Annotated in this window: 12 protein-coding genes; 10 read left to right on the plus strand and 2 right to left on the minus strand. The window is 73.3% G+C overall.

The annotated features are described in order from the left end of the window. Nucleotides 1–383 precede the first annotated feature (383 nt). The 5 genes from BM430_RS02490 (at nucleotide 384) to BM430_RS02510 (ending at nucleotide 5786) form a co-directional block, all read left to right on the plus strand. Nucleotides 384–1622 carry a septal ring lytic transglycosylase RlpA family protein gene (locus BM430_RS02490; protein ID WP_093564948.1) on the plus strand — a complete coding sequence of 413 codons (1239 nt, stop codon included), beginning with the start codon at nucleotides 384–386 and terminating at the stop codon, nucleotides 1620–1622. A 374-nt stretch (nucleotides 1623–1996) separates the two neighbouring features. After that, nucleotides 1997–3166, plus strand: a complete 1170-nt coding sequence (locus BM430_RS02495; RefSeq protein ID WP_244539297.1) for a D-alanyl-D-alanine carboxypeptidase family protein — start codon at nucleotides 1997–1999, stop codon at nucleotides 3164–3166. After that, entirely contained in the window at nucleotides 3163–3882 is a 720-nt protein-coding gene (tmk, locus tag BM430_RS02500; protein ID WP_093564950.1) for a dTMP kinase, read from the plus strand. Before BM430_RS02495 ends, tmk begins: the two co-directional genes overlap by 4 nt. Continuing rightward, complete coding sequence (locus BM430_RS02505; protein WP_093564951.1) at nucleotides 3872–4909, plus strand: DNA polymerase III subunit delta'; 1038 nt, start codon at nucleotides 3872–3874, stop codon at nucleotides 4907–4909. The genes tmk and BM430_RS02505 overlap by 11 nt, the downstream gene beginning before the upstream one ends. Nucleotides 4910–4913: 4 nt before the next feature. Beyond that, entirely contained in the window at nucleotides 4914–5786 is an 873-nt protein-coding gene (locus tag BM430_RS02510; protein WP_093564953.1) for a metallophosphoesterase, read from the plus strand. Here BM430_RS02510 and BM430_RS02515 read toward each other — a convergent pair. Then, on the minus strand, nucleotides 5770–6138 hold the full coding sequence (locus BM430_RS02515) for a 4a-hydroxytetrahydrobiopterin dehydratase (protein ID WP_093564955.1): 369 nt from the start codon (nucleotides 6136–6138) through the stop codon (nucleotides 5770–5772). The genes BM430_RS02510 and BM430_RS02515 overlap by 17 nt on opposite strands. A gap of 202 nt (nucleotides 6139–6340) precedes the next feature. Here BM430_RS02515 and BM430_RS02520 point away from each other — a divergent pair, with 202 nt between their 5' ends. From BM430_RS02520 to BM430_RS02540, 5 genes are all read left to right on the plus strand, one after another. Further along, complete coding sequence (locus BM430_RS02520; protein WP_093564956.1) at nucleotides 6341–7342, plus strand: ABC transporter substrate-binding protein; 1002 nt, start codon at nucleotides 6341–6343, stop codon at nucleotides 7340–7342. 129 nt (nucleotides 7343–7471) lie between these two features. Beyond that, nucleotides 7472–8209 carry an ABC transporter permease gene (locus BM430_RS02525; RefSeq protein ID WP_093564958.1) on the plus strand — a complete coding sequence of 246 codons (738 nt, stop codon included), beginning with the start codon at nucleotides 7472–7474 and terminating at the stop codon, nucleotides 8207–8209. Continuing rightward, the gene (locus tag BM430_RS02530) at nucleotides 8190–8972 is read left to right on the plus strand and encodes an ATP-binding cassette domain-containing protein (RefSeq protein WP_093564960.1); all 783 of its coding nucleotides are present in this window, start codon (nucleotides 8190–8192) and stop codon (nucleotides 8970–8972) included. The genes BM430_RS02525 and BM430_RS02530 overlap by 20 nt, the downstream gene beginning before the upstream one ends. Nucleotides 8973–9067: 95 nt before the next feature. Next, nucleotides 9068–10294, plus strand: a complete 1227-nt coding sequence (locus BM430_RS02535; protein ID WP_093564962.1) for an MFS transporter — start codon at nucleotides 9068–9070, stop codon at nucleotides 10292–10294. 355 nt (nucleotides 10295–10649) lie between these two features. After that, a complete protein-coding gene (locus BM430_RS02540) occupies nucleotides 10650–10928 on the plus strand; it encodes a hypothetical protein (RefSeq protein WP_093564964.1) in 279 nt (92 codons plus the stop codon). Nucleotides 10929–11288: 360 nt separating this feature from the next. Here BM430_RS02540 and BM430_RS02545 read toward each other — a convergent pair whose 3' ends face one another. Further along, nucleotides 11289–12941 (minus strand): MFS transporter, encoded by a 1653-nt coding sequence (locus BM430_RS02545; RefSeq protein WP_093565405.1) that lies wholly within the window; start codon nucleotides 12939–12941, stop codon nucleotides 11289–11291. Nucleotides 12942–13131 lie beyond the last annotated feature (190 nt).

Genomic DNA, 13131 nt, shown 5'->3' on the forward strand with positions numbered 1-13131 from the left:
AGCGTCCGAGAAGAGGCGTCATGCGGGGGTTACGCGCCGCCCGCGGCTCGCCCGGCCGCCTCCGTCGCACGCCGGACCCGCCGCGGAGAGTCCCCAAGGTCGCGATCCCCGGCCGCGATCCCCGGGCGGGGCCGGCACACTGCCTGTGGACGGCGGTGGAGGGGACTCGCGCGAAAGCTCCCGTTGAGATTTCATTTACGCAGGGCCGGCAGGGTCTTCCACAAGTGCAGCGTAACCCTGTGCGGCCCTGGCGCCCGCCCTCCCAGCCCTTCCGGGCGGGCGGCGGGCCTCGAGGCCGGCGCGGGGGATCCGAGGGGTCGATGGCGGGATCTTCGAAGAGCGGTTCCACGCGTCCGGAGACGGAGCGGGGAGCCCTCCGGCCGATGCCGGTCGTGCGGTGGGCCGCGGTGGCGGGCATCGCGCTCGCGGCGGCCAATTGCGCCGGGCCGACGCCCAAGAACCTGGCGGTCAGGAGCGGCGGCCGCGAGATCGATCCGAAATACGGCGTCGCCGCGAGCCCGCGGCTCTACGGCGAGAACGACAAGATCCCGAAGGGCGGCGGCCGGCAGATGACCGGCAAGCCCTACGTGGTCGCCGGCCGCACCTACGTGCCGCGCCAGGACGCCCGCGGCTACGTGCGCGAGGGCCTGGCCTCCTGGTACGGCACCGCCTTCCACGGCCGCCAGACCGCCAACGGCGAGATCTTCGACCGCTTCTCGGTCGCGGCGGCGCATCCGACCCTGCCGCTGCCGAGCTACGCCCGGGTCACCAACCTGGCGAACGGCCACTCGATGGTGGTGCGGGTCAACGACCGCGGCCCCTATCACGCCGACCGGCTGATGGACGTGTCGCAGGCGGTGGCCGAGGCGCTCGATTTCCGCCGCCGCGGCACCACGAAGGTCCGGGTCGAGTATGTCGGCAAGGCCTCGGTCGGCGGCAGCGACGACCGCAAGCTGATGGCGACCCTGCGCACCGACGGGCAGCCCGCCGGCTCGCCGATGGGCGCCAACATCATGGTGGCGGATGCCGGGGACGACGCCAAGGTCGATTCCCGGCCCTTCGCGTTCCGCCAGCCCGAGCCGGAGCCGGTGCGGCCGATCGTCGAGCGGCCGCGGGTCGTCGCGCCAATCCAAGTCGCCGAGGCCGAGCCGGAGATCCGCCGCCCGGCCGTGCGCGCGCCCGTCCGCGCGCCGGTTCAGGTGGCAGAGCAAGGGGCCGAGGCCCCCCGCCAGCCGGCAAGGATGCCCGCGCCCGTCCGCATCGCCGCCGTCGAGGGCCTGAACCCGGGCCTCGCCGCGCCCCGTGCGGCGCGGCCCGCGGCGCCTGCCCCCGTCGCCCTGGCGCGCCGGCCGGCGCTCCCGAGCCAAGTCCCGAGCCAGGCCATGGCCTTCGCGGCTCATCCGGCGGCGGACCGCGCCTCGCTCGCCCAGGCGATGCAGGCCGCCGCGCATCCGGCCGGGGCCAAGGCCGCGAAGACGACCGTGATCGCGAAGAACGGCCCGCTGCCGATCGCGCCGCCGCTGCGTCTGGCCGGCGCCCAGAAGGGCGACCGGGAAGACGCCAAGGCGACGGGCCACAAGCCCGGCATGCCGCCGCGCTCGAAGGTGGCAGGGATGTATTGAGGGCCGATCGGCGCGAGAGTCGGTTCAGTCGCATGTGGATGATTCACCCTCCTGGTCATTCCGGGCTCCGCTGCGCGGCCCCGGAATGACGCGGTGGGGATGAATTCCATCGAGGGCGGCGACGGATCCGGTGAGTTTCGGCCTCTGTCGCACGCGGCCGGCCCCACCAGGGTCCACATCCGAAACGGTTCCCATCCCGCACTGCGGCACAGGCGCGGTTGCGCGGGCGCGGGCGGGGCGGCACAGTGCGGCAGGCTCCCGGTTCGGCCGGACTTTGAAGCGGTAGGGGTATGCGTGTGACAGCGACCACCGGAGCGGGCAGGGCGCTCGCGCGCCGCGCCGCGGGACTGGGCTTGGCCTTCACCTTGGCAGCCATCCTCGGCGCCGCCGTCGCGGTCTCCGACGCGCGGGCGCAGACGTCTCAAAATCCCGCCTTCCAGACCCTGGCGCCGCACGCGATCCTGATCGACGCCGATACCGGCGCGGTTTTGTTTGAGAAGGGGGCCGACGAGCCGTTCTCGCCCGCCAGCATGGCCAAGCTGATGACCGTCGAGGTGCTCTTCGACGAGATGCGCAAGGGCAAGCTCGGCCCCGACACCGAGTTCACCATCAGCGAGAATGCCTGGCGCCGCGGCGGCGCGGGCGGCGGCGGCTCGTCGATGTTCGCCCAGCTCAACAGCAAGGTGAAGCTGCCGGACCTCCTGCGCGGCATCATCGTGCAGTCGGGCAACGACGCGGCGATCGCGGCGGCCGAGGGCGTCGCCGGCACCGAGGACAATTTCGCCCAGATCATGAACCGGCACGCGAAGGAGATCGGGCTCGACCGCTCGACCTTCCGCAACGCCACCGGCTATTCGGCCCCCGACCAGAAGGTGACGGCCCGCGACCTCGCCAAGCTCGCCATCCACCTGATCGAGACCTATCCGGAGAACTACAAGCTCTTCGCCGAGCGCGAGTTCACCTGGAACAAGATCCGCCAGCAGAACCGCAACCCGCTGCTCACCCTCGACGTCGGCGCCGACGGGCTGAAGACCGGCTACCTCGAGGAATCCGGCTACGGCCTGACCGGCTCGGCGGTGCAGAACGGCCAGCGCCTGGTCCTGGTGGTGAGCGGCCTCAAGACCGCCCGCGACCGCGCCGCCGAATCGCGCAAGCTGATCGAGTGGGGTTTTCGCGCGTTCGAGGCGCGCCAGGTCTTCAATGCCGGCGAGACCGTGGCGGAGGCCGAGACCTACGGGGCCGAGAAGGGCCGGGTGCCGCTCGTCACGAAGAAGCCGGTGCGGCTGATGCTGCCGCGGGGCAACAGCGACCGGCTGGTGGCCCGCGCCACCTACCAGGGCCCGCTGACCGCCCCGGTGGCGGAGGGCCGCGAGGTCGGCCGGCTCAAGGTCACCCGCGGTGAGCAGGTGGTGCTCGACATGCCGCTCTACACCGCCGAGGCGGTGCCCGCCGGCACCATGACCCAGCGCGCCCTCGACGCGGCCATGGAGGTCGGCACCGGCTGGTTCCGCCAGGCCCTCGGCCGGATCGCCAGCCGGTCGTGAGCGAGGCGTCCCCGACGGCCGCGCCGGTCGAACCGCGGCGCCCCGGCTGCTTCATCACCTTCGAGGGCGGCGAGGGCGCCGGCAAGTCGACCCAGATCGCCCGGGCCGCGGCCTGGCTGCGCGCCGAGGGCACGCTCGAGGCCCGCGAGGTGGTGACCACCCGCGAGCCCGGCGGCTCGCCCCGGGCCGAGCGGATCCGCGCCGCGGTCCTCTCCGGCGTCGCCAAGCCCCACGGCCCCTTCGCCGAGGCGCTCCTGTTCGCCGCCGCCCGCCTCGACCACCTCGCGACCCTGATCCGCCCGAGCCTCGCCCGCGGGGCGATCGTGCTGTGCGACCGCTTCAGCGACTCGACCCGGGCCTACCAGGGCGCAGCGGGCGGGCTCGACCCCGAGATGCTGTCGGCCCTGGAGCGGGTGGTGGTCGGGACGACCCGGCCGGACCTGACCCTGATCCTCGACCTGTCCCCCGAGATCGGCCTGTCCCGGGCGCGCCAGCGCGGCCGCGCCACGGCCAGCGCCCCCGACCGGTTCGAGGCCGAGGCCCTGGGCTTTCACGAGCGCCTGCGGGCCGCCTTCCTCGCCATCGCCGAGGCCGAGCCGGCGCGCTGCGCGGTCATCGACGCGCAAGGCGCCCCCGACCGCGTCGCGCAGGCGATCCGGGCGGCGATCGCGGCCCGGCTGCCGCATCTCGTCCGGGACCGCCACGATGCCGCCTGACAAGGGAGACGACGGTCTCGAGCCGGGCGAGATCCCGGGCGTCCCGCGCCCGCGCGAGCGCCAGGACCTCCTCGGCCAGGAGCCGGCGGAGCGGGCGTTTCGCGAGGCGATCGGCGCCGGGCGGCTGCACCATGCGTGGCTTCTCGGCGGGCCGAAGGGCATCGGCAAGGCGACCCTCGCCTTCCGGGTCGCCCGCCACCTGCTCGCCCGCGGCGACGGCGCGGGCCTGCCCGACAGCCTCGACCTGCCCCCCGGCCACCCGGTGGCGCGCCAGGTCGCGGGCCTGTCGCATCCCAACCTCGTGCTCCTGCGGCGCCAGAAGGCGCCGGGAGCGAAGACCGTGCCGACCCAGATCGGCGTCGACGCGGCGCGGCGCGCGCTCCACCTCTTCGCCGAGACCTCGGCCGATGCTGGCTACCGGATCTGCATCGTCGACTGCGCCGACGAACTGAACCTCGCCAGCGCCAACGCGCTCCTGAAGGTGATCGAGGAGCCGCCGCCGCGCTCGCTGTTCCTGATCGTCAGCCACGCCCCCGGGCGCCTGCTGCCGACCATCCGCTCGCGCTGCCGGCGGCTCGCCCTGAAGCCGCTCCCGGCGGGGGAGGTGGCGCGGGTGCTGCGCGGCCTCGGGCCGGCCCAGGCCGGGGCCCCGCCGGCGCTGATCGAGCGGGCCGCCGCCTTGAGCGAGGGCTCGGTCGCCCGCGCCCTCGAACTCCTCGATCCCGACACGATCGGGGTGGTCGACGAGGTCGAGGCCCTGCTCGACCAGGGCGACCGGCCGGACTGGCGCCGGGCCCTGCGGCTCGCCGAGCGGCTGGCCGGCCGCGAGGCCGACGCGCTCTACGCCACCGCCCTCGACACGGTGCAGCGCAGGCTCGCCGCCGAGATCGAGCGCCGCCAAAGCGAGCCGCCCTCCCGCCTCGCGGCCCTCGCCGACGCCGCCGAGCGCGCCGCGAAGGCCGCCCGGGAGGCCCAGGTCTACAACCTCGACCGGCGGCCGGTGGTGCTGTCGCTGTTCGGCGCCTGAAGCCGTGCGCCTGTTCCCGCTCTCCGACCTGCACCTGGAGCGCCGGCCGCTCGCCGCCGTGCCCGTGCCGACGCAGCCCTTCGACCTCCTGGTCTGCGCCGGCGACGTCTGGGAGGGCGAGCCGGAGCGGGGGCTCGCCGCGCTCCTCCACCTCGCGGGCGAGCGGCTCGTGGTGCTGGTGCCGGGCAACCACGAGCGTTACGCGCCGTCCGGCGATCCCCGCACCGCCCCGGAGCTGCTGGCGGCGCTGGCGGACGGGGTGGCGGCGATCAACCGCGCGGCCGGCCGCGAGCGGGTGGCGCTGCTCCAGGACGGCGAGGCGCGCGTGATCGGCGGCGTGCGGTTCGTCGGCGCGACTTTGTGGAGCGACTGGCGCCTCGCCGGGCGCTGGCTCGCGGCGGATGCGCCGGACCGGCCCGCCGACCCGGTCGCGTATGCCGCCGCCCGCATGACCGATCCGGCGACCGGCTCGCGCGAGTACCGGGCGATCCGCCAGGGGGACGGCACGCCCTGGACGCCGCAGGCCGCGATGGCGGCCCACGCCGCCGACCGGTCGGCGATGATGGACGCCCTCGCCCGGCCGCATCAGGGCCCGACCGTCGCGGTCACCCACCACCCGCCGACGCCTGAGGCCGCCGACCGCTACCGCGGCGCGCCCGGCGTGCCCTGGTGGGTGCCGGCCTTCTACGCCACGACGCTGCTCGCCGACCTAGCCGATGCCCACCGGCCGGCCCTCTGGATCTCCGGCCACTTCCATGCCGGCCACGACCTCCGGATCCACGGCACGCGCTGCCTCGCCAACCCGGTCGAGGGAAGCAGCTTCGATCCCGGGCTGGTGGCGGAAGTGCCGGCCCGAGAACCTAGCGGTCGTACTTGATGTAGGCGAAGCGCGGATCGCTCGGCGTGCCCTCGAGCGCGCCGCCCTCCAGCCCCGGCTGCCAGCCGACCACCTCCTCGATCTTGGCCGCCAGCGCAAAATCCTTCTCGGTCAGGCCCTTGGCGGAGTGGGTGGTCAGCCGCACCTCGACCCAGGCGTAGGAGGCGGTGAGGTCCGGGTGGTGCCAGGCCGCCTCGGCGAGGTGGCCGACGGTGTTGATCACCATCAGGGTGCCCTTCCAGCCGTTCGTCCGGTAGGTGCGGGTGATCCAGCCGTCGGCGTGCTGCCAGGCCGGCAGGTCGGCGAGGCGCGCGGCGATCGCGTCGGGGCGCAGAACGTGGTCCTTCGGCATGGCGTCCCTCTCCCTCGGAACCCGCCCGACGATAGTACAAGTGACCGCGGCGGCGGGTCCGCCCAGGGTGCGGCCTCGTACCTCCGCGCGCAAGCGGTGGACGCCGCCGGCCCCGCCGCCTACCTCTGAGGGGCGACAGGGCCGGGAGAACCGGCCGGGTGAACGAGGCCGGGCGCGAGCCGGGCAACAGGGAGAGGCGCCCATGCTCTCACGGCGCGGATTGATGGCGGCGGCCGGGCTGTGGCCGATCGCGCAGCTCCGTCCCGCCGGAGCGCAGACCGCCGCCCCGCAGGCCTCGACCCTCAAGGTCGGGCTCCTGCCGTTCGGCACCGTCGCCTGGGAGGCGGCGGTCATCAAGGCGGAAGGGATCGACGCGGCGGAGGGACTGTCGCTCGAGGGCGTGCGCCTCGCCGGGAGCGACGCCGCCCGCATCGCCTTCCAGGGCGGCCAGGTCGATACCATCGTCTCCGACCTGCTCTGGGCCGCGCGCCTGCGGGCGGAGGGGCGGTCAGTGAAGTTCCTGCCCTATTCCTCCACCGAGGGCGCCCTGATGGTGCCGGGGGGCAGCGCCCTGCGCTCCGTCGCCGATCTTGCCGGCAAGCGCCTCGGGGTGGCGGGGGGTCCGCTCGACAAGAACTGGCTGCTCCTGCGGGCGCGGGCCCGCGAGAAGGACGGGCTCGACCTCGAGCGCGAGGCCAAACCCGTCTTCGGCGCGCCGCCGCTCCTGATGCGCAAGCTCGAATCCGGCGAGCTCGACGCCGCGCTGCTGTACTGGACCTTCTGCGCCCGGCTCGAGGCGCGGGGCTTCCGCCGCCTGATCGGCGCCGACGGCATCGCCGCCTCGTTCGGGGTCGAGGGGCCGATCGCGCTCCTCGGCTACGTCTTCGACGAGGCCCTGCTGCAGCGCGAGCCCCGCACCATCGCGGGCTTCGCCCGCGCCTCGGCCCGGGCCAAGCAGGCGCTCAGCTCCGGGGAGGCGGCCTGGGCGCCCGTGCGCCCGCTGATGGCGGCGGAGGACGAGGCGACCTACGCCACCCTCAAGCGCGCCTTCCTGGAGGGCATCCCGCACCGGAAGGCCGCCGCCGAGCGGGCGGATGCCGAGCGCCTCTACGCGGTGCTGGCGCGGCTCGGCGGCGAGCGCCTGGTGGGCGCGGCCGCGACCCTGCCGGAGGGGCTGTACTGGGACGGCGGGCCGAATGGCTGAGCGACGCAGCAGGCCCTCCTCGGCGCATCGGGCCGCATTCTTCCCCTCCCGCCCGCGACCTCATCCTGTGGTGCCGGTGGGAGGATCGCGTGTGGAGCGGAGTTGCCGCGCGAACCCGGATCGGCTCGCTTGACGGCCCTCGTCGCCCGCCTCGGCTCGATCGCTCTCCTCGTCGTGATCTGGTGGCTCGCGAGCCGCACCACCGATCCCCGCACCCTGCCGTCGCCGGAAGCGGTGGCGGCGTTCGTGGGGCGGGAGGCGGCCTCGGGCGACCTCCTGCGCAACATCGGCATCACGCTCTGGCGGGTCGCGGCCTCGTTCTGCCTCGCCATGGCGACGGGGGCTTTGCTCGGCATCGCGCTCGGCCGCTCGCGGGCCGCCGACCGGCTCCTCGACACGCCGCTCCTCGTGCTGCTCAACACCCCGGCCCTGGTCATCACCGTGCTGGCCTATATCTGGCTCGGCCTGACCGAGACCGCGGCGATCCTGGCGGTGGCGCTCAACAAGATGCCGAACGTCGCGGTGATCCTGCGCGAGGGCGCCCGCGGGCTCGATCCCGGCCTGGAGGAGATGGCGCAGGCCTTCCGCTACGACCGCCGGACGTGGATCCGCCACGTGCTGCTGCCCCAGCTCGTGCCCTTCGCGGTGGCGGCGGCGCGGTCCGGGATCTCGCTCGCCTGGAAGATCGTGCTGGTGGTCGAGCTGCTCGGCCGTCCGAACGGCGTCGGCTACGCCATCTCGTACTACTTCCAGCTCTTCGACGTCGCGGCGCTGATCGGCTACAGCCTCGTGTTCAGCGCCGTGATGCTGGCGGTCGACGTCCTGCTGCTCCAGCCCCTCGACGCCCATGCCCGCCGCTGGCGATAGAACTCCCGCCGCCGCAGACCTCCGCCGCGAGGCGGCGGCCCCGATCCTCACCCTGGCGGTCCGCCGCAAGGTCTACCGCCCGGCCGGCGCCGAGCTGGTCGAGGCGGTGCGCGACCTCGCCCTCACGGTCCGGGCGGCCGAGACCCTGTGCCTGATCGGCCCGTCGGGGGCGGGCAAGACCACGACCCTGCGCATCCTGCTCGGCCTCGACCGCGACTTCGAGGGCGACCTCGCCACCCGCCCGGACTTGCGCATCGGCATGGTGTTCCAGGAGCCGCGGCTCCTGCCCTGGCGGACCGTCGAGGAGAACGTGCGCCTGTCCCTGCCGCGGTCCGAGCGCGGGCAGCCCCTCGACGCGCTGTTCGAGGAGCTCGGCCTCACGGCCTGGCGCGGGCGCTATCCCCGGGCGCTCTCCCTCGGCATGGCCCGCCGGGTCGCGCTCGCCCGGGCGTTGGCGCTCGCCCCCGGCCTCCTCGTCCTCGACGAGCCCTTCGTCTCCCTCGACGACGCGGCGGCGGCGTCCTTGCGCGCCGCGGTGTTCGGCAGCGCGGCCGCGCGCGGCGCGGCGGTGCTGATGGTGACCCACAACGTGCCCGAGGCCCTGGCGGTGGCCGACCGGCTGCTGCTGCTCTCCGGCCGGCCGGCGAGCCTGGTGGCGGAGGTGCCGATCCGGACGCCCAAGGGAGAGCGCGGCCGGGACTGGATCGAGGCGATGCGCCGGGACCTCGCGGCGCGGTACCCGGAGACGGTGGCGGAGGGGTGAGCCGGAGCGGGCGGGGGTTGCGCCGGGATCGCTCCTCGCACGCCGCCCCGCCTGCTACAGCCTCGATCAACCATAATCGATTCGAGGAAACGCCCGTGCCGACCCGCCCGCTGCCCGCCGACGGCCTCGATTCCGCCGCCGCCTGGCGCCGCCTCGTCGTCTCCGTGCTGCTGACCACCATCGGGGGCGTCGGCATGTGGTCGGTGGTGGTGGTGCTGCCCGCCGTGCAGGCGGAGTTCGGCGCCGCCCGCGGGGCCGCCGCCTTGCCCTACACCCTCACCATGGTCGGCTTCGCCTTCGGGGGCGTGCTGATGGGGCGGCTCGCCGACCGGTTCGGCATCCTGGCGCCGCTGGTGCTCGGCGGGGTCTGCCTGTTCCTCGGCTACGGCGCCACCGCGCTCTCGACCAGCCTGTGGCAGTTCGCCCTCGCGCACGGGATCCTGATCGGACTGCTCGGCTCGTCGGCCGCCTTCGGGCCGCTGATGGCCGACATCTCGCTGTGGTTCGCCCGCCGGCGCGGCATCGCGGTCTCGGTCTGCGCCGCGGGCAACTACCTCGCCGGCACGATCTGGCCGCCGCTGGTCCAGCACGCGGTGTCGTCTTACGGCTGGCGCGCCACGCAAGCGGGCATCGGCCTGTTCTGCCTCGCCACCATGCTGCCGCTGGCGCTGCTGATGCGCGCCCGCCCGCCGGTCGCGGCCGTCGAGCGGGGCGGGGCGGCGGGGGGCGGCACCCTCGGCCTGCCGCCGAACGTCCTTCAGGGGCTGCTCGTGGTCGCGGGGCTGGCCTGCTGCGTCGCCATGTCGATGCCGCAGGTCCACATCGTCGCCTATTGCGGCGATCTCGGCTACGGCGTCGCCCGCGGCGCCGAGATGCTGTCCCTGATGCTCGGCTTCGGCATCGTCAGCCGGGTCGCGTCGGGCTTCCTCGCCGACCGGATCGGCGGGTTGCCGACGCTGCTGGTCGGCTCGGTGCTCCAGGGCGTGGCGCTCCTCCTCTACCTCGCCTTCGACGGGCTGACCTCGCTCTACGTGATCTCGGCCCTGTTCGGCCTGTTCCAGGGCGGCATCGTGCCGGCCTACGCGATCATCGTGCGCGAGCTGTTTCCGGCGAGCGAGGCCGGCGGCCGGGTCGGCATCGTCATCATGGCGACCCTGTTCGGCATGGCGCTCGGCGGCTGGCTGTCGGGCGTGATCTTCGACCTCACCGGCTCCTACGCGGCGGCCTTCGCCAACGGGGTCGGCTGGAACCTGCTCAACGTCGCCATCAGCCTGTGGCTGGTGCAGCGCCGGGCCGGGCAGGGGCGGGCGCTGCCGGCCTGACGGCGGATCCGGCCCAGGGCCTGGGCTCAAGACCGGTCGCAGCGAAAGCCCGGCTCGTCTGGCCGACGCTGCGGCAGGAACCGGCCGGCACTTCGGCCGTTTGAAGTACGTTGCAGTCCGGGTGAAACAGGGCACCAATCGAGGGCCGACTCGACGCGGCCACTCCGGCAGTTCCCCGCCGTGGTGCGAAATGTCACCGCGGCGTCGCGTCCGCGTGTTTACCGTTTTCGCAACGGACACGCTTGTCCGACGCAACTCTTCGGGCGCTCGCGACTTATCCATGGCAAGAGAGAGCGGTCCAGGGCCACTTCGCCGGACGTTGCCGCTCGGCATTCAACCGATGGGATCACCGATCATGCGTGCGCGTCCCTGCGCCCGACTGCCCCTGTTCGCCCGCCTGACGGTCGTCCTGGCTGCCCTGGCCACGGCCGGCGCCCCGCTCTCTGCGAGCGCCGCCCCCGCGGTCGACAAGGCGCCGAAGGCCGGAACGGGCGCCGCCCGCGACGTTGCCGCCACCGCGAGCGTCACGGCGCCGGCCGCGGAGGCCGACGACGCCCAGTGCTCGACCTCGCGCAAGAAGCTCTTCGTCGACGGGGAAGGCTGGATCGTGCGGCGGGTGACAACCTGCCGGTGATCGACCGGTACGGGTGATGGTGTGGGGCCCGTCTCGGTTGAGGCGGGCCTTCTTCGTTCGGAAAGAGACGTGTTCGAGGACGAGGTCCGCTTCCGGTATGTCTCACGCGACGATCTTGGAAACCCTCCCCGTCATCCCGGGGCCGCGCAGCGGAACCCGGGATCCATAACCGCCGGGGGTTCAGGATAAGTCGAAACGCGATCCGCCTCTTTCTTCGACGTCAGCGGTTATGGATCCCGGGTTCTCGTCTTCGACGAGCCCCGGGGATGACGGGGAGTGTGGGAACAGCGTAGGCCCGAACAAGAAAGGGCGCCCGCAGCCTCGCCGCGGGCGCCCCCTGGCATCACGCCATCGTCATCCTCAATGCGCGGCGGTGTCCCGCTCGTCGAAGATGTCCCGGTCCTTGGTCTCGGGCACCAGCAGCAGGCCGAGCACGAAGGTCATCAAGGCGATGACGATCGGGTACCAGAGGCCGTAATAGATGTCGCCGGTCTGGGCCACCATCGCGAAGGCGGTGGCGGGCAGGAGGCCGCCGAACCAGCCGTTGCCGATATGGTAGGGCAGGGACATCGAGGTGTAGCGGATCCGGGTCGGGAAGAGCTCGACCAGGGCCGCGGCGATCGGGCCGTAGACCATCGTGACGAAGAGCACGAGGACGAAGAGCAGTCCGATCACCCCGGCGACCTGCGGCCGGAAGATGTCGAACGGGTTCGACATCTTCACCACCTGGGCATCGCCGGCCTTCGGGTAGCCCGCCGCCTGGAGCGCCGAGGCCGCCGCCTTGTTGAACTCCGCCGCCGGCGCACCCGCCGCGAACGGGACCTCGGTGCCGTTGATCCGCACCACCGTCGGCTGGCCGGCCGGACCGGCCTCGGTGGCGTAGCGCACCGAGGACTTGGCGAGGTAGTCGCGGGCGAGGTCGCAAGGAGCGGAGAACACCCGCGTGCCGACGGGGTTGAACAGGCTGCCGCACTGGGCCGGATCGGCCACCACCGTCACCTTGACGTTTTCGATCGCCTTCTCGAGGGCGGGGTTGGCGAGCGTGGTGATCTGCTTGAACACCGGGAAGAAGCTGAGCGCCGCGATCAGGCAGCCGGCCAGGATGATCGGCTTGCGGCCGATCTTGTCCGAGAGCCAGCCGAACACCACGAAGAAGCCGGTGCCGAGCAGGAGCGCCCAGGCGATCAGGAGGTTCGCCGTGTAGCCGTCGACCTTCAGGATCGATTGCAGGAAGAACAGGGCGTAGAACTGGCCCGTGTACCAGACCACGCCCTGGCCGGCGACGAGGCCGAGCAGCGCGATCAGCGCGATCTTGGCGTTGCGCCACTGGCCGAAGGCCTCGGTGAGGGGGGCCTTCGAGGTCTTGCCCTCGTCCTTCATGCGCTGGAAGGCGGGCGACTCGCTGAGCTGGAGGCGGATCCAGAGCGAGATGCCGAGCAGCAGCACCGAGACCAGGAACGGGATGCGCCAGCCCCACTCGGCGAAGGCGGCCTCGCCCGTGAAGGTCCGCACCGCCAGGATCACCACCAGCGACAGGAACAGGCCCAGCGTCGCCGTGGTCTGGATCCAGCTGGTGTAGAAGCCGCGCCTTCCCTGCGGCGCGTGCTCGGCGACGTAGGTCGCGGCCCCGCCGTACTCGCCGCCCAGCGCCAGCCCCTGCGCGAGGCGCAGGATGATCAGGATGATCGGCGCCGCGATGCCGATCTGGGAGGCGTTGGGCAGGATGCCGACGATGAAGGTCGACAGGCCCATGATCAGGATGGTGACCAGGAAGGTATATTTGCGCCCGACGATGTCGCCGACGCGCCCGAACACCAGGGCGCCGAACGGCCGCACCAGGAAGCCCGCCGCGAAGGCGAGCAGCGCGAAGATGTCCCGGGTCGCCGGCGGGTAGGACGAGAAGAACTGCGCGCCGATGATGCCGGCGAGGGAGCCGTAGAGGTAGAAGTCGTACCACTCGAACACGGTGCCGAGGGAGGAGGCCAGGATGACCTTCTTCTCCTCCCGCGTCATCGGGCGCGCGGCATCGCCGGCTTTCCCGAGGGCGGCTGAGCTTGCCATGGGGTGTTCCTCCTTGGGGGCGTTTCCGCCGAGAACGGCACGCGCCGCCCGCGCGAATCTTCGCCGCGTCGGGGTCGTCGCGTTGGGGGTGAACCGGGTATCGGGCGGCGCCTTTGCGCGGGGCGGGGGATTGAGACCGCCC

The sequence above is a fragment of the Methylobacterium sp. 174MFSha1.1 genome (genome assembly GCF_900116815.1).
GTDB lineage: Bacteria > Pseudomonadota > Alphaproteobacteria > Rhizobiales > Beijerinckiaceae > Methylobacterium.

Excerpts from the sequence above, each read along its gene's own strand:
- BM430_RS02490 (WP_093564948.1), top strand. The coding sequence starts at position 384 with ATGCCGGTCGTGCGGTGGGCCGCGGTGGCGGGCATCGCGCTCGCGGCG.
- BM430_RS02540 (WP_093564964.1), top strand. The coding sequence starts at position 10,650 with ATGCGTGCGCGTCCCTGCGCCCGACTGCCCCTGTTCGCCCGCCTGACG.
- BM430_RS02505 (WP_093564951.1), top strand. The coding sequence starts at position 3,872 with ATGCCGCCTGACAAGGGAGACGACGGTCTCGAGCCGGGCGAGATCCCG.
- BM430_RS02545 (WP_093565405.1), bottom strand. The coding sequence starts at position 12,941 with ATGACGCGGGAGGAGAAGAAGGTCATCCTGGCCTCCTCCCTCGGCACC.
- BM430_RS02515 (WP_093564955.1), bottom strand. The coding sequence starts at position 6,138 with ATGCCGAAGGACCACGTTCTGCGCCCCGACGCGATCGCCGCGCGCCTC.
- BM430_RS02520 (WP_093564956.1), top strand. The coding sequence starts at position 6,341 with ATGCTCTCACGGCGCGGATTGATGGCGGCGGCCGGGCTGTGGCCGATC.
- BM430_RS02530 (WP_093564960.1), top strand. The coding sequence starts at position 8,190 with ATGCCCGCCGCTGGCGATAGAACTCCCGCCGCCGCAGACCTCCGCCGC.